The sequence below is a fragment of the Faecalimonas nexilis genome (assembly GCF_059731825.1).
Genome location: NZ_AP029189.1, coordinates 3034878 through 3055523, shown reverse-complemented (window position 1 = coordinate 3055523; position 20646 = coordinate 3034878). Strand labels below are relative to the sequence as shown.

The following is a 20646-nucleotide window of genomic DNA, read 5'->3' as shown; positions in this document are numbered from 1 at the left end:
GAAAGCGACGCTTGCAACTCAAAAATATACCACTTCATATTGTGGTAATAGAATGATATAATGAGTGAATAGATGGCTGACTTTCCATCTCTTTCTTTTTAATCAGAACTGTTTAAAACATATCACAAGTCAAAAAGGAAAGTCAAGTGTAAATGGAAAAGGAGAAACAAAATGGAGAAATTATTCAAAAAACCGATTGTAATATGTGTGATGGCGCTGATCTGCTGTGCCCTTTGGGGAAGCGCGTTCCCATGTGTGAAGATCGGGTATGAGCTGTTACAAATAAAAACGACAGGAAGCCAGATTTTGTTTGCAGGATACCGATTTTTCGGAGCAGGAATACTTACGTTTTTGATGGGATGTATTATTGAAAAAAGGGTTTTGACCTTAAAAAAATCAGCAATACCATATGTGGCGGGAATCGGAATTTTTCAGACGACTCTGCAGTATATCTTTTTTTATATCGGAATGGCTAATACAACCGGAGTGAAAGGCTCTGTCATCAATGCGTCGAATGCGTTTGTGTCCATTATCGTGGCGCATTTCCTTGTGAAAGGAGAACGGATGACGTGGAAGAAAGGCGTCGGATGTATTCTCGGATTTGCGGGAGTTGTCATCATCAACCTGTCACCGGGAGCGTGGGGAAGTGGATTTTCACTGAAAGGGGAAGGGATGGTTGCAATCTGCACAATCATCTATGGAACCAGTTCGGTGTTGATGAAATTTGTATCAAAAAAGGGGAGTGCAATGGCAATCACAGCGTACCAGTTGATGGTGGGAGGCGCTGCTCTGATTGGCTTTGGATTTTTACTTGATGGAAATATTAGTGGATTTACCGTGAAGTCAACTTTGCTTCTATTTTATATGGCGATGCTGTCGGCGGTTGCGTTCAGTCTGTGGACGACATTATTAAAGTATAATCCGGTCGGAAAGGTTACGATTTATGGATTTTCCATTCCGATTTTTGGAGCGGGATTGTCGGCGGTATTTTTGGGAGAGGATATTTTTTCGCTGAAGAATTTGGTGGCTTTACTCTGTGTAAGCGCCGGAATCATTCTTGTAAATAAAATGTCGGCAGGGGAAAGAATTGTTGCAAATGAGAAAGAGATGAAGTAAAATAAAACCCAGTGAATAACATGGAAAGAGGAAAGTCTATGAGCATGATCAAAACAGACAATTTAATATTTGAATATGAGAAACGTGACGAAGAGGGCAATGTAATCGGAACACATTGTGCCATTGACGAAGTGAATCTTGACATAGAGCCTGGGCAGTTTATTGCGATTTTAGGACATAATGGATCAGGAAAATCCACACTTGCAAAGCACATGAATGCAATTTTAGTGCCAAGCGGAGGCACAATGTGGGTGGATGGAAAGGACACGAAGGAAGAGGAGAATCTATGGGATGTCAGACAGACAGCCGGAATGGTGTTTCAGAATCCGGACAACCAGATTATCGGAACAGTTGTGGAGGAAGATGTCGGGTTCGGACCGGAGAATCTTGGTGTTCCGACAGAAGAGATCTGGCAGCGGGTCGAGAAGAGCCTGTCTGCGGTCGGAATGATTGAGTACCGTCATCATTCCCCGAATAAATTATCCGGCGGACAGAAACAGCGCGTAGCTATCGCTGGTGTTGTTGCGATGTGTCCGAAATGTATTGTCTTGGATGAACCTACGGCGATGCTTGATCCGAACGGCAGAAAAGAAGTGCTGCGCACAGTGGAGGAACTTAGAAAAAGAGAACATGTGACGGTTATCTTGATCACGCATTATATGGAGGAAGTGATTGGAGCAGACCGAGTCATTGTCATGGATCAGGGACATGTTGTCATGGACGGAACGACGAGAGAGATTTTCAGCCAAGTAGAACTGTTGAAAAAATATAGATTAGATGTACCGCAGGTGACAATGCTGGCACATGGATTAAAACAGAGAGGATTAGATATTAAAGAAGGAATTTTGACGACAAACGAGCTGATTGAGGCATTGGAGAAAGCAGGAGACTGGCGGCAGAATCAAAAGAAGACATATGTTGGTCATGCAGAAACGGTTGTCAAAAAAGAGAAAAAAGAGAATCCAATATTAAAACTTGAGCATATCGAGTATGTATACAGTTCTGGGACTGCATATGAAAAGCGAGCGCTGAAGGATATCAATCTTGACATTTATGAGGGTGAATTTGTCGGGGTAATCGGGCATACCGGCTCTGGAAAATCGACGATGATCCAGCATTTGAATGGACTGATGAAAGCGACAAGCGGAGCGCTTTACTATAATGGCGAGAACATTTATGATGAGAAGTATAATCTGCGGCAACTTCGGAATAATGTAGGACTTGTGTTCCAGTATCCGGAACATCAGTTATTTGAGATCGATGTCCTGACAGATGTTTGTTTTGGACCGAAGAATCAGGGGCTTACGGAGGAAGAATGCAAAAAGCGTGCGATTGAGGCACTGGAACTTGTAGGACTTTCTGAAAAATATTATGACACTTCTCCGTTTGATTTATCGGGAGGACAGAAACGCCGTGTGGCTATTGCAGGAGTGCTTGCTATGCGACCAAAGGTGCTTGTCTTAGATGAGCCGACAGCAGGACTTGATCCGAAAGGACGCGATGAGATATTGGATCAGATTGCGTATCTTCAAAAAGAACGGAATCTGACAGTTATTCTTGTGTCGCACAGTATGGAGGACATTGCGAAATATGTGGACCGTATTGTCGTGATGAACAAAGGCAGAAAAATGTATGACGGGGAGCCGAAAGAAGTGTTCGCACATTACAAAGAACTGGAAAAAGTAGGGCTTGCAGCACCGCAGGTGACTTATATTATGCACGCGCTTTCTGAGAAAGGAATGCATGTGAACACGGAGGTAACGACGATTGAAGAAGCAGTAGATGAGATTATGAAAGAGATATAAGATTGGAGAAACAATGATTAGAGATATTACAATTGGGCAATATTACCCGGCGAATAGTAAATTGCACCGCTTAGACCCGCGGGTCAAAATAATGTGTACTTTATTCTATTTGATTTCTTTGTTTTTATTTAAAAGTGTTTTGGGGTATGCGATTGCAACCGTGTTTTTGGCAGCAGTTATCCGTACTTCCAAGGTACCGCTGAAATTTATCCTGAAAGGTTTGAAACCGATCATCATGCTTTTGATGATCACGGTTGTGTTCAACCTGTTTTTGACAAAAGGTGGAGATGTTTTGTTTGAAGCCTGGATTTTTCAAGTGACGGAAGAAGGGCTTCGGACGGCTGTTTATATGGCGGTGCGTCTGATTTACCTGATTATTGGTTCGTCGCTTATGACATTTACAACAACACCGAATGCACTGACTGATGGAATTGAAAAACTGCTTTGGCCATTCAATAAAATCAAGATGCCGGTACACGAGATTGCGATGATGATGTCAATTGCGCTTCGTTTCATTCCGATTCTTTTGGAAGAGACAGATAAGATCATGAAAGCGCAGATTGCAAGAGGGGCGGATTTGGAAAGCGGAAATATTATTCAAAAAGCAAAAAGCATGATTCCGATTTTGGTGCCTTTGTTTGTGTCAGCATTTCGACGGGCAAATGATTTGGCGATGGCAATGGAAGCAAGATGTTATCGCGGCGGTGAGGGACGTACAAAGATGAAACCGCTTGTATATCAAAGCAGAGACTATATCGCATATGCCATTACTATTGTGTATATGGTGGCTGTGATCGTAATAGGGAGGTTAGTTCCATTTAAAGTGTGGATATTTTAAAGTATGAAGCGAATAAAGTTGACAATTGCCTATGACGGCACAAATTATTGTGGTTGGCAGGTACAGCCGAACGGAATTACGGTAGAAGAAGTAGTAAACAAGGCATTAAAAAAGTTGACTGGTGAGGATATTCAGGTGATTGGGGCAAGTCGGACTGATTCAGGAGTGCATGCCCTTGGAAATGTTGCAGTGTTTGACACGCATACGACGATTCCGCCGGAGCGGATTTCCTATGCATTGAATCAGAGATTGCCGGAGGATATCGTTATTGTAAAGTCAGAAGAGGTGGCAGAAGATTTTCATCCCAGGTACTGTGACTGCAGTAAGACTTACGAGTACCATATTTTAAATATGAGGATTCCGATTCCGACAAAACGGCTTACAAATTATTTTGTATCCTATGATCTGGATGTTGAAAAGATGCGAAAGGCAGCAGGATATCTGATTGGAGAACATGATTTTGTCAGTTTCTGCAATGTGCGGACAGATGTGGAAGACACGGTGCGGACAGTTACTGAGCTTGAGATTTTGAAAGATGGAGAGGAGATTACGATCCGAATCAGCGGAAATGGTTTTCTCTACAACATGGTTCGCATTATCGTGGGAACACTGATCCGTGTCGGACGTGGATTTTATGAGCCGGAAAAGGTGAAAGAGATTTTAGAGGCGAAAGACCGAAAGGCTGCCGGAGTGACGGCACCTCCACATGGTCTGATACTGGCAGAGATTCGATATGAATAGAAAGTATGCTTGAGGAGGAAAGAGTATGAACTATGTAGGAATCGACATTGGATCTACTGCATCCAAGGTCGTAGTGCGTGGAGACAATGAGATGTATTTTGTACTGCCGACGGGATGGAGCAGTAAGGAGACGACAAACATCATACGAGAACGTCTGAAAAATGCAGGGGTTGATGTGACAGCACAGGAGACTAAAGTGGTAGCAACCGGTTACGGAAGAGTTGCGGTTGATTTTGCAGACAAAGTCATAACAGAAATTACCTGCCATGCAAGAGGCGGGCGGGAGCTTGCCAGTGGAGACTGTACGATCATCGATGTGGGGGGACAGGATACAAAAGTTATCCAGGTAAGTAACGGTGTGGTGATGGATTTCCTTATGAATGATAAATGTTCTGCGGGAACTGGAAAATTTTTAGAGATCATGGCAAACAGACTGGGTATTACGCTGGATGAGCTGTTTGACTTGGCAAAACAAGGAAAGAGTATCCCTATTAGTTCTTTGTGCACCGTGTTTGCGGAATCAGAAGTAATCAGTTATATCGGAGAAGGACGGGCAAAAGAGGATATTGCGGCCGGTGTGATTGAATCCGTTGTGGTAAAGGTGGCGCAGCTTGCGCAGAGACAGGCGTTGGCAGATACAATCATATTGACAGGGGGCCTAAGCCACAGCACTTACTTTACGGCACGTTTGTCAGAAAGATTGGGAAAACATGTGATGCCGGAAGAATTTGGAAGATTTGCGGGGGCACTTGGTGCGGCATATCTTGCGGAAGAGAAGAAATAGTATTATAATTGAATAACAGCAGGAACGATAGCATATCCAAGACAGATGTTTTGGCAGGGGAGCGAGTCGCTGCCCGGTACAGGAGATGAAACGATGAAACGATAAGCTGCTTCGAGGTACTTCTGCACACTTCGTGTGCATGGACCTTGCGGTCCGAGTACATCTACGCATCTTACGGAATCACTTTATTGTATTGTTCCTGCTTTTTTTATTTAGAGTAATATGCGGGAGGTATGAATTTGAGATTATATCATGGAAGCAATCAGGGGATAGAGAAACCGAAATTATTTCCTGCTGCAAGGGCGTTAGACTTTGGAAATGGATTTTATCTTACTTCGGATTTTGAACAAGCAAAAAAATGGTCAATTTTAACCGTGAAACGAAGAGGAGAGGGGAGTCCGATTGTATCAGTGTTTAAAGTGGATGAAGAAAAATTAAATCAGTTAAATATATTGAGATTTGATGGTCCGAATGTAGAATGGTTGAGATATGTCAGCTCAAATAGAAAAAGTATGAATTTTAATGATCGTAGAGATATTGTTGTAGGACCCGTGGCAAATGATAATACAATTCCTGTGTTAAATCTTTATTTGAAAGGTGCTTATAATGAAGATGAAGCAATTAAAAGGCTGATGCCACAGAAATTGAAAGATCAATATGTTTTTAAAACAGAAGAAGCTGTGTCTATCTTGAAGTTGATTGAGGTGATAAAAATATGAGAAAAACGTCAGCAGAAATATTAGATTATTATGATGAAGAAGTAGTAAAAATGATTTCTGAAAAATATAATTTAGAACAAATGAAAGCGTTGCGAGAGTATCTACAGTCAGAAACATACTCTATGATGACAGATTCAGAATTGGAGATGTGGGAGTTTGGAGCAAGTGCAATATTTGAAATGTGGGAGAATGAGAAAATTACAGGAAATCCAAGAAATTCTATATATTTAAGGAGAGAATAGAATTGAGCAAAGAGCTAAAATTTTTTATTTATCTGCTTGAACGGTATGCAGAGCAAAAAGGAACAGATGCACAGAAGATAATTGCTGAATGGGATGAATTGGGGGTAACAGATTATATTTATGAAATGTATGAAATTTACCATATCGAACATCTTCAAAATGCTTTTGACGATATTGACAGATTACTTTTAGAGAGAAAAGGATAGATTATGGATAATCAAAGATTATGGCAGCATCGCTCGAAAGAGGAAGACAAAGAGGCAATTCTTTCTTTGAACTTACTGGAAAGGGCAAATGTTCCGAAAGAAAAAACGTTGAAATGTATCTATGCGGTCAGTAATCACATAGAAGAACACTATCGTGAAGTTTTTATTCTGAAAAACAAAGGTGGCAGGCGCAAACTGCTTGTTCCAGATTATCTTTTGCATACGATGCAGAAAAATATTCTGCGAACAATATTAAGTGAAGAGAAAGTTTCAAAGTACGCAAAAGCCTATTGTCCGGGGAGAAGGGTTCGTGACAATGCGTTTGCACATGTCGGTGCAGAAACAATTTTGGAGTTGGATATCAAAGATTTTTTTGAAAATATTACATATATTATGGTCTACCAGTGTGTTTTTTCGGGAGAATACTATCCGCCGGCAGTGCGTACACTGCTGACCCAACTTTGCTGTTACAGGGACTATCTTCCGCAAGGAGCGCCGACATCACCGATGATATCAAATCTGGTGATGTTTTCCTTTGACCAATATATGGGAAAATGGTGTGAAGAGCGGGAAATTTGTTATACAAGATATTGTGATGACATGACGTTTTCCGGGAAATTTGATGTGCGGGAAGTAAAACAAAAAGTAAGAAGTTACCTTCAGGTACTTGGATTTGAATTGAATTTGAAAAAGACGAAAGTGCTGAAACAATATAACAGACAATCTGTGACCGGAATCGTTGTCAATGAAAAAGCGCAGGTGTCTAAAACATATCGGAGAGATGTCAGACAGGCTGTCTATTACTGTGGAAAATATGGAGTACAGGAGCATTTACAGAGAACTGGGGCGCAAATGTGGCTGCAAAAAGGAGAAGAGCGGTACCTTCAGCATCTGATGGGAAAGGTGAATTACATTTTGCAGGTAAATCCGGAGGATAATATGTTTCAGGAAGTTCGGAAGAACTTGTTGAGAATACAAAGGCAGTGCAAAGGAGGAAAACTATGATTACGATTTTTAACAGAAAAGAATTGATTGTCACAGCAAGTAAGATATGAAAGAAAAGATTATGATCATCGAGGATAATAGGACAATCCGAGGAGAACTTTGTGTGTTTTTTGAGAAAAATGAGTTTACGCCAGTGGAGACGGGAGACTTTACAACAGTTGAACAAGTTGTTGCAGCAGTCAGAAAAGTAGAGCCAAAGTTGATTTTGCTTGATATCAATTTGGAAGAGATCAGTGGATTTGATGTGTGTAGGGAAATCCGAAAATGGTCGGGTACGCCGATTTTGTTCGTGACAGCAAGAGAGCGTGATGTGGATGAACTGTGTGCGATGGAATGTGGAGGCGACGATTATATAAGAAAACCGTACAGCCTTGCAATTCTTCTTGCCAAAGTCAAACGTATGTTACAAAGAGCAGACAGTATGGCAGAAGAAATTGTGGTGGGAGAAGTGCATCTGCATATTGTGCAGGCACAGATCTGCTATCGGGAACAGGTGCTGGAATTATCCAAAAATGAGTTGAAAATCTTGTATTTTCTTTTTCGTAGCAGAGGAGAGGCTGTTGCAAAAGATGCGCTGATTGAATATTTGTGGGAGAATAAATTTTTTGTGGATGAAAATATTTTGAATGTGAATCTGTCAAGACTTAGAAAACGCCTTGGAGATATCGGCTTAAAAACACTGATTCAGACGGTGCCAAAATACGGATACCGAATTGAGACAGAAAGTGAGAGATAGATGAATTTTTGGGAATTTTTGTTTGAAAAACTCAATATGGTTCTAGTAAATCTGTTTGCAGCGACTGCGTTGATTGTATTTCTAAAATTAGTCGGAATACAAGGTGGAGCGCTAGGCCTGATTTTGATTGTTTGGGGCATTATACTGATTGCTGTTGGGGGACGTGAATATTGGAGCCAAAAGAGAAAATATGATGAGATAGAATCACAGCTTGAGGAACTGGACAAAAAATATTTAATCTGTGAGCTACTTGGAAAACCGGAGACGCAGATGGAAAAATTATACACAAATATGCTGCTGGCGGGAAGTAAATCCATGGTTGAGGAAGTGAATGAGAAAAGGAATGCTCTTAGTTCCTACAAAGAATATATCGAAGAATGGATTCACGAGGTGAAGACACCGATTACAGCAATTGATCTCATATGTAAAAATCATCCCACAGAGGAGATTCTGCAAATTCAAAAAGAACTGCAGGAGATTGAGCGCTTCGTCGAACAGGCATTGTATTATGCGCGAAGTGAAGTGGTGGAGAAAGATTATTTTATAAAAGAAATCAGTTTGTCGGAGATTGTGTATCCGGTTATTTTAGAGTACCGGACAATGCTTTTGGAACACCGTGTACAGATTGTAGCAGATGATCTGGAGCTTTGTGTTTACACAGATGAAAAGTGGATACAGTTTATTTTAAAACAGCTTTTGTCAAATGCGGTCAAATACGCCAGAAAAGATAATGCAAAGATTCATATCTATAGCCAGGTAGTGGATGGGAAGAAATATCTGACTGTGGAAGATAATGGTATCGGAATCGCACAAAGTGACATTGGACGTGTGTGTGAAAAAGGATTTACAGGAAGGAACAGGGCAAAGAAAAAATCAACTGGAATGGGACTGTATCTGGCAAAAAGACTGTGCGAACGCCTTGGAATCGGACTGTCGGTCACATCAAAGGAAGGTGTCGGCACAAAAGTATCCTTACAGTTTTGTAAGTAAAAAAACTCCTTTTAAAATGGTATAGTGAATTTAGAAAAAGAAAAGGAGTGGTTCTATGGAAACATTATTAAGGATACAGGATATTGAGAAATATTATGGTTCAAAGTCGTATATTACAAAGGCGGTAGACCATATTTCGTTTGAGGTGCAAAAAGGGGAATTTCTCGGAATCATGGGAGCATCCGGCAGTGGTGGTCATGTTAAAATAAGACTAAGTTAGCAGATTCCTTATAAATTAAGGGTTCACGCCAATTTAGTCTTTTTTCTATTATACCATAAATGGTAGAAATATCATAGACCGGGAATGAATTTCGCATAATGGAAATTAGGTGGCAGGGACTTTTAATGATAGAAACCCTTTGCTACTGGTCCTGTTAAAAGTATATCCATTCTCACAGGCGGTCAAGTTTGTGAAAGACCATTCGGTTGCAACATATTGTAAAAAAAGATATGGACTAGGTTAGTTAAAAGTGATTCTGTTAGCTGGCTTAGTCCTTTTTTCATGGGAGGATGGAGCAATGATAAAAGTAATCATAATAATTGGTTTACTTATTTTTCTGTTTCCTTTGTATGCGTGCTTAGTTGTTGCCAAAAAAGCAGATGAAAAAATGAGAGTTTTATATAAGTACAAAGAAAAATGGGAAAGTGAGGATAACATATGAATGGAGGTATATACAGCACAGGAAATGAAATTGTAGACGAAAATGCAAAACTGAATATATCTGGAAATATCATTCCTCAGGTATGGTATCGGACGATTATCAGAGAAAGCGGAAAGCCAAATCTGACGGCTATTATCATACTGGCAGATATTGTGTATTGGTATAAGCCTACAGAAATCAGGGATGAAGGAACCGGGCAGGTAATCGGGGTAAGAAAAAAATTTAAGTCTGACCTTCTTCAGCGAAGTTATCAGCAGATCAGTGAGCAGTTCGGAATTTCCAAAAAAGAAGCAACAAATGCAGTGGTATTTTTGGAAAAACTGGGTGTGGTAAGGAGAGTATTTAGAACTATATCCATGAATGGGATTGTGGTCAATAATGTCCTGTATCTGGAATTGATTGTAGACAGGCTAAAAGAATTGACTTATCCAGAAGAAACAGGTGCAGTTTCGTCTTCCTTTGAAAACGGCAGAAGGAAATCGAAAATGGAAGAACAAAGTCCCTCTATAAACATAGACGAGGAGGTTCATTTCGTAGGAGAGAGGGCTGTCCCTTTTCAAAGTGAGAGGGTAACCCCATTCAAAGAGGGAGCATACCCTCTTAGGAAAACAGAGCCTTGGACACCAAAAGAGATACCTGAAACCTATTGTGGGCAGACAAATACAGAGATTACTACAAAGACTACAGTAGAGAATACTCCAAAGAATACAACAGAGATTATGAATGAATATGAAGATAATCCTATCTTATCCTATCAGATAGCAGAAAAACAGTTCAAAGATCAGATTGATTATGATGCGATATGGATAGACAGACCTTATGACAGAAAGCTGCTCAATGAGATTGTAGGGCTTGCTGTAGATGTTTTGACCTCCAACGCAAAGACGATACGGGTAAATCAGGAAGAACGCCCTCTTAGTGTTGTGCAGGGAATGTATAAAAAACTGGATAAATTCTCTGTGGAGTATGTGATGGATTCTATTAAACAGTGTACAAAAAAAGCAAATAATATCAGGGCAGTGTTACTGACTGCTTTATATAATGCCACATTGACGGCAAACAGCTATATATCTAATCTGTTTGCTTATCATGAAGCTATCCCTCAGACATAAGGAGTGTGATAGGAAGTTACAAAATTAAAGAAATTCAGGACAGCCCATGGATATACGCAGATAGAACTTGCATCTGTCCTGGGTATCAGTCTTCGGACATATCAGAGGATTGAATATGGACAGCAAAAACCAAATGTCCATGTGGTTGTCCGGCTGCAGAGGTTATTCCAAAAAGAAATCAGTGAGATGCTGGAGCCATTTGCAGAAGAGTGAACAGATGAAAAAGTGGAAAGATACAAAATATAAAATTCAGGAGGATAAGAAAGTGGAAAATAAAATGATTATTGGAATAGACCATGGAAACCGTAACATGAAAACAGCAAATACCGTATTTTCAGCAGCAATCCAGCCCTTGCAGGCAAAGCCAGACAGTCTGGAACATATTCTGGAATATCAGAACCAGTTTTATTATGTGGGTGGGAAAGTACCGGAAAAAGAGTGTGTGGATAAAACAGAAAATGAAAACTATTATCTTCTTACCATGGCTGCCCTGGCACAGGAGATGCGGTATCGGGGATTGACAGATGCTTCTGTGAAAATGGGAGCTGCCCTGCCGCCCAGAAGGTTTCAGCAGCAGAAGGAAAGTTTCAAGAAATATCTGTTAAAGACAAAGGAACTGCATTTCCGCTATGAAGGGGTTCACTATCATGTGTCCTTGGAAAATGTGTTTGTCTTTATGCAGGGGCATGTGGTGATCCATACGCTTTTAGAAGCTGTTCCTGGTTATTGCCTTTTAGTGGATATTGGCGGAGGTACTACCGATCTGGTAGAGTTTGTTGACGGAATGCCGGACGGGAAGTATTCGATTTCGGATAAGGCGGCATTGTACTGTATCGGAAAAGTGAATGAGGAAGCCATTGCAAAAACAGGGGCAGGGGTACCGGCATACATTACAGAAGCATTTATGAGGACAGGAAGCTATGACTGCCCGAAGCAGTATCAGGAAGTGATTATAAACTGTTTGAAATCCTATGCAGAGGAAATTTATGGTATCATACAGGCAAATCATTATAATCTGGATCTGACCAAAATGGTATTCATGGGAGGTGGTTCTTCCATTGTGGAGCATTTTGGAGCTAATGAGGGAAAAGATGTACAGTTTGTGACGGATATACATGCCAATGCAAGGGGCTGTGAAGAAGCAGTGAAAAGCATTATCCGGGCAAAACAGAGGAAAATGCGGACGGCATGATAGGAAGTGAAGGCTTATGGATACGGAAAAAGTATATACTACTTCACTGCGGCTGTATAAAAACAGGCCAGTACATCATCAGGCATACCGATATCTGAAGGAGTATAACAAAGATATTTTCAAGACGAAAGACGATTTCATAGCAGAAGCAATCGTTTATTTTGCAAAATACCTGCAGCAGGAAGAAGATGTACAGCAGATGAAACTATTAAATACCCTTCTGGAGAACCAGAAAGAACAATTTTGTAAAATCGTAAAAGATGCCGTTTCCCAGGCACAAAAAGAAGCCTTTGCTAACAAGAACGTATTAGCAGAAACATTTCAGGGGGAACTGGCTGACAGCGGACAGATAGCAGGAAACAGTGAAAAGGAAGAAGCCTGTATGGAAAAAGATTTACGATTTGCGGAATTTTATGGGGCATTTGAAGAGTAAGAGGAGGAAGAAGGTATGGCAGTAGGAAGAACCGTATGGGAAGTTGTAAAAGGGATTTTGATCGCAGTGGGGAAACTGCTGTATCTGACAGGAAAATTAGTATTATGCTTGTTTCTGCTGGTTCTGCAGCTTATTTTGGCAGTGTTCCATGCAGGAAACAGGGAATAGAAAGGGGAATGGCGGTTGCATTGGATACGGGACAGACCGTACACAAAAGATGCAAAAAAGAAGATAGAAAATGGAAAGCAGGCTTGTGTGGCCTGCTTTTTTTGTCGAAAAAAATGAAAAGGAGCAAAGTTATGATGAAAGGAAAAAAGAAAAGGCTGCTGGCTGGGACACTGGCACTTCTTCTTAGCTGTTCGACATTACTCAATACAGGGATAACGGCACTGGCTTCCGGGCAGTCTGGGGAAAATAGCCGGATACAGAAAGCAGAAGCAAAACAGGAGAAAACTGCTTTGGATACATTACCGGAACTGGAAGAGATAAAGAATCAACTGACAGAAGAAGAACTGGTGTATGCAGAGGATCTTACCATAAAAACAGGAGAATCATTTAACCCGGAATCCGATGATACTGGTTTCCAGAAAAATGATGAAAAAGTAGAGGTAACGTTCCTGAAAGCCGAAGGGGAATCCGGCAATCCCTTTGACTTTAACGCCCCAGGGGCTTACCAGGCATTTTATCGTGTTGATCCGTTAAGCGGAAACCCCTCTTATCAGATTATGAGAAGGATTGTGGTAGAAGCAAGGGAAAACAGCTCACAGCAATCCCAGGGGGAAAGCAGCCAGCATACAGAAAGCGGCTCCGATGAGGACGGTGAGGCGGACCCTGAGCCAGAGATACCGGAGGTACTGGCCGAAGAACCGGAAATGCCAGATGCAGGAACAGAGTTAATTGACCTTACACCAGAAGAGGATAAGGGAATGTACTTATCCGTTGTTCCGGCAGCAATGGAAAGGGAAAAAGGAAGCAATGTACATCTGGTACAGGGGGAGAAAATCCCTTACCCGTCAAGTGTAGGGAATTATTCCACTTCCTATTTTACGGTAAATGGACATGTGGCGTACTGCCTGGAATCCATGAAAGCTTCTCCACCAACTTCGGATTATGTGGCCAATGAGTTTGAAAGCAACCCGGAATTACAGAAAGTCCTCTATTATGGATATGGCGGTCCTGGGGACATTACCGGGGAGTATATGCCGTCTTTTGACTGGAAAACAAAGTATATTTTTACGCATTTAGCTGCTGCATATTCGTATTGTGGCATGGACGGATTTTATGGCTGTACTTTTGAAGATATCAAGGCAAGCGGTGTATGGGGATATATCCAGCATATTTACAGCCTGGAAGCACCTCCGACAGCAGCAATCACATTATCCCCAAAGGAAGCAAAGGCTTATGAAAGCGGTAATGAGCAGCGTACCGGGGAATTTAGCTTAAAAGGCGACCATAGAAACTATATTACTTTAAAAATGCCAGGCAATGTGACCTACCACAGTGGAAGTACAAAACAGACAGGGACTGTAAAGATCAAAGGGGACACCACATTTTATTTCAGTGCCCCAAAAACAGTAACCGGTACTTGGAACAGCGGCAAGCTGAAAGGACAGATAGGAGCGCAGTGGAAGACTTTGGTATTATCTACCGGCTCTGGCTCACAGGATATTGGATATGGGGCATTTTTTGAAGAGGAAAGTGCTTCTGTGGAATTTACAGTGAAGTGGTTAGATCTGGCAAGGGTAAAGGTGACAAAAAAGGATAACAACAGTAAGGTAAACCTTTCCGGTGCTGTTTTTGGTATTTATCTGGACAGTGCATGTAAAAACCTTCTTATAGAAATGCCGGCAACAGACAGCAATGGTACTTCCGAGGTTGAATTTCCAAAAACCCAGGATACGGTATATTTAAAAGAAATTTCTGTTCCAGAAGGTTATAAGCTGAATACAGAGTCTTTTCATGTGAAGCTGGAAACAGGAAAAACAACTTCTGTTGCAGTGACGAATGAGGAACAGAAAGGAAAAATCACAATCCGTAAAAAAGGTGAGGTTCTGACCGGAGTAACCGGAGAAGAGGGAAACCTGACTTTTGTATATGGAAATGCGGACTTTGCAGGGGCAGAATATAACATTTATGCGGCAGAGGATATTTACAGCCAGGATAAAGTGACGAAGGTGCATAAAGCAGGGGATCTGGTAGAAAGTCTGACAACCGGGGAAGATGGAAGTGCTGTTTCCAAAGAGTTGTATCTTGGAAAATATAAGGTTGTAGAACAGAAAGCACCGGAAAATCTGGTGATTGGGAAAACAGAACAGGAACGTACCCAGTTTGTAACCTTGTCCTATGCAGGGCAGAATATAGATTTATCCCAGGGGGAAACCGTCTTTACCAATGCAAGACCAGAGATTTCCGTAAACGTGGTGAAAAAATCAAAAAATGATGGAGTTACCCTGGAGGGTGCGGTTTTTGGACTGTATGCGGAAGAAGATATTACAGCGGTAGACGGAAAGATTCTTGTAGAAAAAGGAAAACTGGTAGAGCGTGCTGTTTCTAACAGAGAAGGAACTGCTGCTTTCCATGCAGACATTCCTTTGAATTTCCATTACAGTGTAAAGGAGATCCAGGCACCGGATAAGTATTACATGACAGATGAAGTGTACCGCTTCTTCTATGAATATAAGGATGGCAGCACGTACACCTATACCTTCTCCCATGATTTTAAAAATGAGGAAGTGTGGGGAGAAGTTCATGTAAGCAAGATCGATCAAGATTCCCAGGGATTTATTTCCCAGGGTGATGCAACTTTGGTAGGTGCAAAATACGGTTTATATGCGACAAAAGACATAGAGCATCCAAATAAAAAAGATGGCATTGTCCATAAAAAAGGAGAATTGGTAGCACAGGGTACGATTTCCAGTGAAGGAACGGTGGACTTCAAAAACCTGTATCTTGGAAACTATTTCGTAAAAGAAATGGAGCCAGCAGAAGGGTATCTGCTAGATGAAACAGAGTATCCCGTAGAGGTAGCGTATGAAGGGCAGGAGATACAGATTGTACACCGGGATATTACGGTAAAGGAAACTGTAAAGAAACAGGCGTTTCAGCTTATCAAGATTTCAGAAGATGGGGAACAGACAGAAACAGAACTGGTGGAAGGGGCAGGATTCAAGGTATTCCTCATCAGTGAATTGTCTGGCGTAAAGGATGGCAGCCTGAAGCCTGGAAATGGCTCTTATTATACACCGGAGGACTTTATCACATATGATTACAGCAAAGATGAAACCGCTTCTTATTGGGAAAATGGTAAAAAAATCACAGTACCAGAGCTGTTTACCGACAAGAAAGGATATTTGAAGAGCCCAGAGCTTCCTTATGGAAGGTATGTGGTGTTTGAATCTACTGTTCCGGAAAATTTAAAAGGAATCCGCCCATTTATCGTACAGATTTCAGAAGACAGCAGGGAACCTCAGGTATGGCGTGTGTTTGATGACCGACCTTTGCAGTATTACTTCAAGATTGTGAAAAAAGATGCCCAGACACAGAAGCCAGTACTGGATAACAGTGCAGCTTATAAAATTTTTGATGTGGAAGCAGAAAAATATGTGGAAATGATCGTAAGATACCCGAAAAAAGAAGTGGTATCTGTGTTCAGGACAAACGAAGAGGGATACCTGATCACACCGGAACAGTTAAAGTGCGGTACTTACCGAATCGAAGAGATAGAAGCACCTAAAAACTATGTACAGATAGGATTTGAAAATGCTCTCTTAAAAGATGGAAAGGAAGTTCCGTTGAATGAAACAGCAGACGGGGGAACTTACCAGGAAGTAAAGAAAGTACCGATCACGATTACTGTAGATGCGGATACCGTACACCAGGTAGAAGAGGAAACCGGTAAATTTATTGTTGTCATTGAACAGTATAATGATGAAGCCGTAGGAAGCCTTACAATCCACAAAAAAGGAGAAAAACTTTCTGGTGCTTCCAAAGTAGAAGGAAAGTTCCTAACAAAGATGAAAAACGGTGTGGCCGGTTTCGTAAACCAGGTAAGCAGCTTCTTCACCGGGGAAGAAGTCATGGAAAAAGAGAAAGGCTATGAATTTGACTACGAAGTGGGGAACATGGAAGCTGCAGAATTTGCCATTTATGCAAGAGAAACCATTTATACCCCTGACGGACAGAAGGATGAAGCTGGAAACCGTATTGTGAAATATGAAAAAGATACTTTGGTAGCCCGTATGGTGACAGATAAAGAAGGGAAAGCCGTTCTTAATAACCTTCCTATCGGAAAATATTATGTGGTGGAAGAAAAAGCAGGACAGAACTGTGTTCTTGATCCAGAAGCAAAAGAATTTGAAATTGCATATAAGGGTCAGGAAGTAGCAGTGGATTATGTAACGATGGAACTTACCAATCAGCGACAGAAAATTTCCCTGAGCCTTCTGAAAAAAGACGCAAAAACCGGAAAACCGCTGGAAGGAGTAGGATTCGGGCTGTATGCACAGGAGGCTATCCAAAATGCGGTAGGGGAAGTGATTGTAGAAAAAGATGCCTTGATCGAGCTGGGAACAACCGACAAAGAGGGCAAGCTGGTATTTCACTCTGATCTTCCCCATGGAAAATATTACATCAAGGAAGTAGAGCATAAGCCTGGATACCTGCCAAATGATGAAATGTATTCTTTTGATGCGTCTTATACAGACCAGACCCTTGAACTTCTCGCTTTTTCAGAAGAAATTTCCAATCAGCCGACCATTACAGAATTTACGAAAGTAGATTTAACCGGTGGACAGGAGATTGAAGGGGCCCAAATGCAGATCCTGGATCAGGAAGGAAAAGTGGTAGAAGAGTGGGTGTCAAAAAAAGAAGCTCATGTAGTCTACGCACTGGCACCAGGGGAATATATACTGCATGAAGAACAGGCGCCTACAGAACAGGGATATGTCCGGGCGGAAGATGTAAAATTTGTTGTGGAAGAAACTGGGGAAGTACAAAAAGTGAAAATGAAGGACGACCATACAAAGGTTTCTATCTCTAAAACAGATATTACAGATGGTAAGGAGATTGAAGGGGCTAAGCTGCAGATCCTGGATCAGGAAGGGGAAGTTGTAGAGTCCTGGACCACAGGAGAAGAACATCTGATTGAGTACCTTCCGGTAGGAACTTATACCCTGCATGAAGAGGCGGCAGTTGGTGGATATATTGTAGCCAATGATGTGGAGTTTACAGTGGAAGAAACTGGAGAAATCCAGAAAGTAAAGATGGAAGATGAGCGTGCTATGGGACAACTGGTTATCGTAAAAACGGATGCAGACAGCAAAGCGGCTCTGGAAGGAGTAGAATTTGTTCTGCTGGAAAAGGAAACCGGTAAAGAAGTGGAACGCCTGAAGACCGGGAAAGATGGAAAAGCAGTTTCCAGCCTGCTTCCGATTGGAACTTATGAAAATGGTGTTTTCAAAGAACCGATTACCTATGTGCTGAAAGAAACAGCGGCCTTAGAAGGGTATGAAAAGACAGAAGAAGAGTGGGAGATTGTATTCAGTTACCAGAATGATAAAACACCAGTCATTGAAGTGGTAAAAGAAATCCAGAATAAAAAAATACCGGAAACACCAGGTACCGTCAAACCGGGACCAAAAACCGGTGATGATACCAACTGGTTCCTGCCTTTGCTGGCTCTTGGTGTAAGTGCAGGCATGGTAGCAGGCTTACTTTATTACAGAAAAAAACAGAAAAAGGCATAGGAAATAAAAATTAGTTTTTAAACTTGGGAAAGGGCGGCTGCGGCTGTCCTTTCTTTGGCAATATGAGGTGAGAAGCATGGAAGAGAAAAAAAGAAAAGAAGTAAGTAAGCAGAGGCAGAAAACCGGAACTACCCGTATGGAAAGGAGCAGGCGTTGAGGATAGGGATTATAGATGCAGATCTTTTATACCGGAAAAGACACCGGTTTCCTAACTTGGCATGTATGAAACTTTCCGCTTATTGGAAGGAGCAGGGATTTGAAACAGAACTTCTTTTGGATTATAGCCAGGCAGGGGAATATGACCGGCTCTATGTATCAAAAGTGTTTACGGATACCTTTGTGCCGGAACATATTTTGGCGAAGGAAACAACCGTTTATGGAGGAACCGGGTTTTTTTACGATAAAGCACCGGTACTTCCCAAAGAAATGGAACATCATACACCGGACTATCATTTGTATGACCAGATGGTAAAAGAACATAGCGAAGGAGAGAAAAAGAAGAAGGAGTTCCAATTTTATACGAATTATTCCATTGGTTTCCTCACCAGGGGGTGTTTTCGGAAGTGCAGTTTCTGTGTAAACAAAAACAGCACCGGTGCAGTAGCTGCAAGCCCATTGGAAGAATTTTATGATCCGTCCAGAAAGAAGTTATGCTTTTTGGACGATAACTTTTTTGCCTGTGCAGAGTGGGAAAAAATCTTTTCCAGTATCCTGGAAACAGGCAGGCGGTTTCAGTTCCGGCAAGGGCTGGATCTGCGGATTATGCAGAAAAGGCAGATGGAACTTCTGGCATCTGGAAAATTGGATAATGGTATGATTTTTGCCTTTGACCATATCAAAGATCAGGAACTTATTGTAAGAAAATTGGAACTTTTGCGGGAAGTGATCCCAGTTCCTTATCAGAAAGTTAAGCTGTATGTACTGTGCGGCTATGACTGGGAAGGAACCTGGAAAGCAGATTTTTGGGCAAAGGATATTCGGGACGTTTTCATACGGATTGAGATTTTGATGCGGTATAAGTGTCTGGCTTATTTGATGCGCTATGCTGCATGGGAACGGGCACCGGAGATTTATAAGGGGATGTATATCAACCTAAGTCGTTGGTGCAACCAGCCCGCTCAGTATTCAAAAAAGAGCCTGAGGGAATTTTGTATCGGACAGGGGGAGCATAGTTCCTCTTTCCGCTACCTGACTGCTTTTGAAGCTCTGCACCCGGAAATGGCACATTATCTGGATATGAAATATGAAGAGGTACAGTATGGGAAAATTTACGGCTGAAGAAATTCAGATTGCAAAGGCAGTGGACTTAGTGGATTTGGCGGAGCAGATAGGGATTCCATTGAAAAGGAAGGGCAGGTTCTATCAGGCAGTGGGTATGGATTCTGTGATGATCTTCAACCGGTCTTCCTGGTGCCGGTTTAGCCAGGGGGTAGGTGGCAGTACCATTGACTTTCTGGAATATTTCAGAAACATGGATTTTGTGGAGGCAGTCAAATATCTGCTGGAGTTTGCCGGATATATCCGTACTGAAACCATGCAAAAATTTCAACCGGAAAGACAGATTGGAAAGATAGAAGAAACAAAACAGAAAAAAGACATACCGAAAGAACCTTTTGTACTTCCCTCAAAATCAGAAACCAGCCGTCGGTTATATGGCTATCTGATAAAACAGCGGAAGTTGTCAAAGCAGATGATTGATTTTTGGGTAAAAAAGGGGATTTTGTATGAGAGCGGAACGTATCATAACCTGGTTTTTGTGGGAAAAGATCCGGAGGGTATCCCACGTTTTGCCAGCCAGAGGGGAACTATGGATAAATACGGAAAACCCTTTAAAGGAGATGTTACGGGGAATGACAAAACTTATGGGGTTAATCTGGTAGACCGAAACAGTGATACGATCTATGTATATGAGGCGGCCATTGATGCCATGTCCGATATGGAACTGCGTGGAGATTATCAGAACAATATCCTGGTACTTGGAATGCTTTCCGATGGTCCTTTGGAAAAGTTCTTAAAAGATTATCCTCATATCAGGAAGATACAGTTCTGTTTGGATAATGACCTGCGGGGAAGACAAGCGGCAAAAAAATTGGCAAAAAAATATACCCTTATGGAGTATGAAGTTTTTGTACGTCTTCCACCTATGGGAAAAGATTATAATGCTTTTTTGCAGTATAAAAAGGAGAACCAGGAGCTTTCCAGCCTGGTAGAAAAGGAAAGGCCGCTTCTTACCGAAACAAAAGGGACACAAATACAAAAGATAAAGAAAACGGTAGGACACAGGAACATAGTACCATACCAGATAGCACAGGCAAGATAGG

The 20646-nt window shown here is 41.6% G+C and carries 19 protein-coding genes and 2 pseudogenes; all 21 read left to right on the top strand.

What is annotated here, in order from left to right; genetic code table 11:
* Window positions 1-171: 171 nt before the first annotated feature.
* The 21 genes and pseudogenes from AC6I5B_RS15315 (at window position 172) to AC6I5B_RS15215 (ending at window position 20645) form a co-directional block, all read left to right on the top strand.
* Window positions 172-1116: a DMT family transporter gene (locus AC6I5B_RS15315; RefSeq protein ID WP_144167186.1), complete on the top strand. Its 945-nt coding sequence runs from the start codon at window positions 172-174 to the stop codon at window positions 1114-1116.
* Window positions 1117-1154: 38 nt separating this feature from the next.
* Window positions 1155-2921, top strand: coding sequence for an energy-coupling factor transporter ATPase (locus tag AC6I5B_RS15310; RefSeq protein ID WP_044988309.1), 1767 nt, complete (start codon window positions 1155-1157; stop codon window positions 2919-2921).
* 13 nt (window positions 2922-2934) lie between these two features.
* The gene (locus AC6I5B_RS15305) at window positions 2935-3759 is read left to right on the top strand and encodes an energy-coupling factor transporter transmembrane component T family protein (RefSeq protein WP_144167185.1); all 825 of its coding nucleotides are present in this window, start codon (window positions 2935-2937) and stop codon (window positions 3757-3759) included.
* A 3-nt stretch (window positions 3760-3762) separates the two neighbouring features.
* On the top strand, window positions 3763-4500 hold the full coding sequence (truA, locus tag AC6I5B_RS15300; protein ID WP_004614874.1) for a tRNA pseudouridine(38-40) synthase TruA: 738 nt from the start codon (window positions 3763-3765) through the stop codon (window positions 4498-4500).
* Between the two features lie 25 nt (window positions 4501-4525).
* Window positions 4526-5284 carry an acyl-CoA dehydratase activase gene (locus AC6I5B_RS15295; protein WP_117787703.1) on the top strand — a complete coding sequence of 253 codons (759 nt, stop codon included), beginning with the start codon at window positions 4526-4528 and terminating at the stop codon, window positions 5282-5284.
* 233 nt (window positions 5285-5517) lie between these two features.
* Window positions 5518-6003 (top strand): DUF3990 domain-containing protein, encoded by a 486-nt coding sequence (locus AC6I5B_RS15290; protein WP_497773439.1) that lies wholly within the window; start codon window positions 5518-5520, stop codon window positions 6001-6003.
* Window positions 6000-6245, top strand: a complete 246-nt coding sequence (locus AC6I5B_RS15285) for a hypothetical protein (RefSeq protein WP_441658460.1) — start codon at window positions 6000-6002, stop codon at window positions 6243-6245. The genes AC6I5B_RS15290 and AC6I5B_RS15285 overlap by 4 nt, the downstream gene beginning before the upstream one ends.
* A gap of 2 nt (window positions 6246-6247) precedes the next feature.
* Window positions 6248-6451, top strand: coding sequence for a DUF3791 domain-containing protein (locus tag AC6I5B_RS15280; RefSeq protein ID WP_441658459.1), 204 nt, complete (start codon window positions 6248-6250; stop codon window positions 6449-6451).
* Between the two features lie 3 nt (window positions 6452-6454).
* Entirely contained in the window at window positions 6455-7456 is a 1002-nt protein-coding gene (locus AC6I5B_RS15275; RefSeq protein ID WP_497773438.1) for a reverse transcriptase family protein, read from the top strand.
* 46 nt (window positions 7457-7502) lie between these two features.
* Window positions 7503-8192: a response regulator transcription factor gene (locus AC6I5B_RS15270; RefSeq protein ID WP_459632950.1), complete on the top strand. Its 690-nt coding sequence runs from the start codon at window positions 7503-7505 to the stop codon at window positions 8190-8192.
* Complete coding sequence (locus AC6I5B_RS15265) at window positions 8193-9182, top strand: sensor histidine kinase (RefSeq protein WP_497773437.1); 990 nt, start codon at window positions 8193-8195, stop codon at window positions 9180-9182.
* 55 nt (window positions 9183-9237) lie between these two features.
* Window positions 9238-9375 (top strand): annotated as a pseudogene (locus AC6I5B_RS15260) (ABC transporter ATP-binding protein); the annotation flags it as partial.
* 325 nt (window positions 9376-9700) lie between these two features.
* Complete coding sequence (locus tag AC6I5B_RS15255) at window positions 9701-9844, top strand: hypothetical protein (RefSeq protein ID WP_195956114.1); 144 nt, start codon at window positions 9701-9703, stop codon at window positions 9842-9844.
* Window positions 9841-10956 (top strand): DUF6017 domain-containing protein, encoded by a 1116-nt coding sequence (locus AC6I5B_RS15250; protein WP_287643025.1) that lies wholly within the window; start codon window positions 9841-9843, stop codon window positions 10954-10956. The genes AC6I5B_RS15255 and AC6I5B_RS15250 overlap by 4 nt, the downstream gene beginning before the upstream one ends.
* A gap of 33 nt (window positions 10957-10989) precedes the next feature.
* Window positions 10990-11169, top strand: a pseudogene (locus AC6I5B_RS15245) (helix-turn-helix transcriptional regulator); the annotation flags it as partial.
* 4 nt (window positions 11170-11173) lie between these two features.
* Window positions 11174-12148 carry a ParM/StbA family protein gene (locus AC6I5B_RS15240; protein ID WP_349162100.1) on the top strand — a complete coding sequence of 325 codons (975 nt, stop codon included), beginning with the start codon at window positions 11174-11176 and terminating at the stop codon, window positions 12146-12148.
* A gap of 16 nt (window positions 12149-12164) precedes the next feature.
* Window positions 12165-12581 carry a hypothetical protein gene (locus AC6I5B_RS15235; RefSeq protein ID WP_287643026.1) on the top strand — a complete coding sequence of 139 codons (417 nt, stop codon included), beginning with the start codon at window positions 12165-12167 and terminating at the stop codon, window positions 12579-12581.
* A 15-nt stretch (window positions 12582-12596) separates the two neighbouring features.
* Window positions 12597-12749 (top strand): hypothetical protein, encoded by a 153-nt coding sequence (locus tag AC6I5B_RS15230; protein WP_287643027.1) that lies wholly within the window; start codon window positions 12597-12599, stop codon window positions 12747-12749.
* A 131-nt stretch (window positions 12750-12880) separates the two neighbouring features.
* Entirely contained in the window at window positions 12881-18325 is a 5445-nt protein-coding gene (locus AC6I5B_RS15225; RefSeq protein ID WP_287643028.1) for a SpaA isopeptide-forming pilin-related protein, read from the top strand.
* A gap of 153 nt (window positions 18326-18478) precedes the next feature.
* On the top strand, window positions 18479-19603 hold the full coding sequence (locus AC6I5B_RS15220) for a radical SAM protein (protein WP_287643029.1): 1125 nt from the start codon (window positions 18479-18481) through the stop codon (window positions 19601-19603).
* Window positions 19584-20645 (top strand): DUF3991 domain-containing protein, encoded by a 1062-nt coding sequence (locus AC6I5B_RS15215; protein ID WP_287643030.1) that lies wholly within the window; start codon window positions 19584-19586, stop codon window positions 20643-20645. Before AC6I5B_RS15220 ends, AC6I5B_RS15215 begins: the two co-directional genes overlap by 20 nt.
* Window position 20646: the final 1 nt, after the last annotated feature.

Bases quoted from the DNA above. Each gene is read 5' to 3' on its own strand.
- AC6I5B_RS15310 (WP_044988309.1), top strand. From the start codon at position 1,155: ATGAGCATGATCAAAACAGACAATTTAATATTTGAATATGAGAAACGT.
- AC6I5B_RS15265 (WP_497773437.1), top strand. From the start codon at position 8,193: ATGAATTTTTGGGAATTTTTGTTTGAAAAACTCAATATGGTTCTAGTA.
- AC6I5B_RS15215 (WP_287643030.1), top strand. From the start codon at position 19,584: ATGGGAAAATTTACGGCTGAAGAAATTCAGATTGCAAAGGCAGTGGAC.
- AC6I5B_RS15235 (WP_287643026.1), top strand. From the start codon at position 12,165: ATGGATACGGAAAAAGTATATACTACTTCACTGCGGCTGTATAAAAAC.
- AC6I5B_RS15270 (WP_459632950.1), top strand. From the start codon at position 7,503: ATGAAAGAAAAGATTATGATCATCGAGGATAATAGGACAATCCGAGGA.
- AC6I5B_RS15295 (WP_117787703.1), top strand. From the start codon at position 4,526: ATGAACTATGTAGGAATCGACATTGGATCTACTGCATCCAAGGTCGTA.
- AC6I5B_RS15290 (WP_497773439.1), top strand. From the start codon at position 5,518: ATGAATTTGAGATTATATCATGGAAGCAATCAGGGGATAGAGAAACCG.
- AC6I5B_RS15250 (WP_287643025.1), top strand. From the start codon at position 9,841: ATGAATGGAGGTATATACAGCACAGGAAATGAAATTGTAGACGAAAAT.
- AC6I5B_RS15240 (WP_349162100.1), top strand. From the start codon at position 11,174: ATGAAAAAGTGGAAAGATACAAAATATAAAATTCAGGAGGATAAGAAA.
- AC6I5B_RS15315 (WP_144167186.1), top strand. From the start codon at position 172: ATGGAGAAATTATTCAAAAAACCGATTGTAATATGTGTGATGGCGCTG.
- AC6I5B_RS15255 (WP_195956114.1), top strand. From the start codon at position 9,701: ATGATAAAAGTAATCATAATAATTGGTTTACTTATTTTTCTGTTTCCT.
- AC6I5B_RS15285 (WP_441658460.1), top strand. From the start codon at position 6,000: ATGAGAAAAACGTCAGCAGAAATATTAGATTATTATGATGAAGAAGTA.
- AC6I5B_RS15230 (WP_287643027.1), top strand. From the start codon at position 12,597: ATGGCAGTAGGAAGAACCGTATGGGAAGTTGTAAAAGGGATTTTGATC.
- AC6I5B_RS15275 (WP_497773438.1), top strand. From the start codon at position 6,455: ATGGATAATCAAAGATTATGGCAGCATCGCTCGAAAGAGGAAGACAAA.
- AC6I5B_RS15225 (WP_287643028.1), top strand. From the start codon at position 12,881: ATGATGAAAGGAAAAAAGAAAAGGCTGCTGGCTGGGACACTGGCACTT.
- truA (WP_004614874.1), top strand. From the start codon at position 3,763: ATGAAGCGAATAAAGTTGACAATTGCCTATGACGGCACAAATTATTGT.
- AC6I5B_RS15305 (WP_144167185.1), top strand. From the start codon at position 2,935: ATGATTAGAGATATTACAATTGGGCAATATTACCCGGCGAATAGTAAA.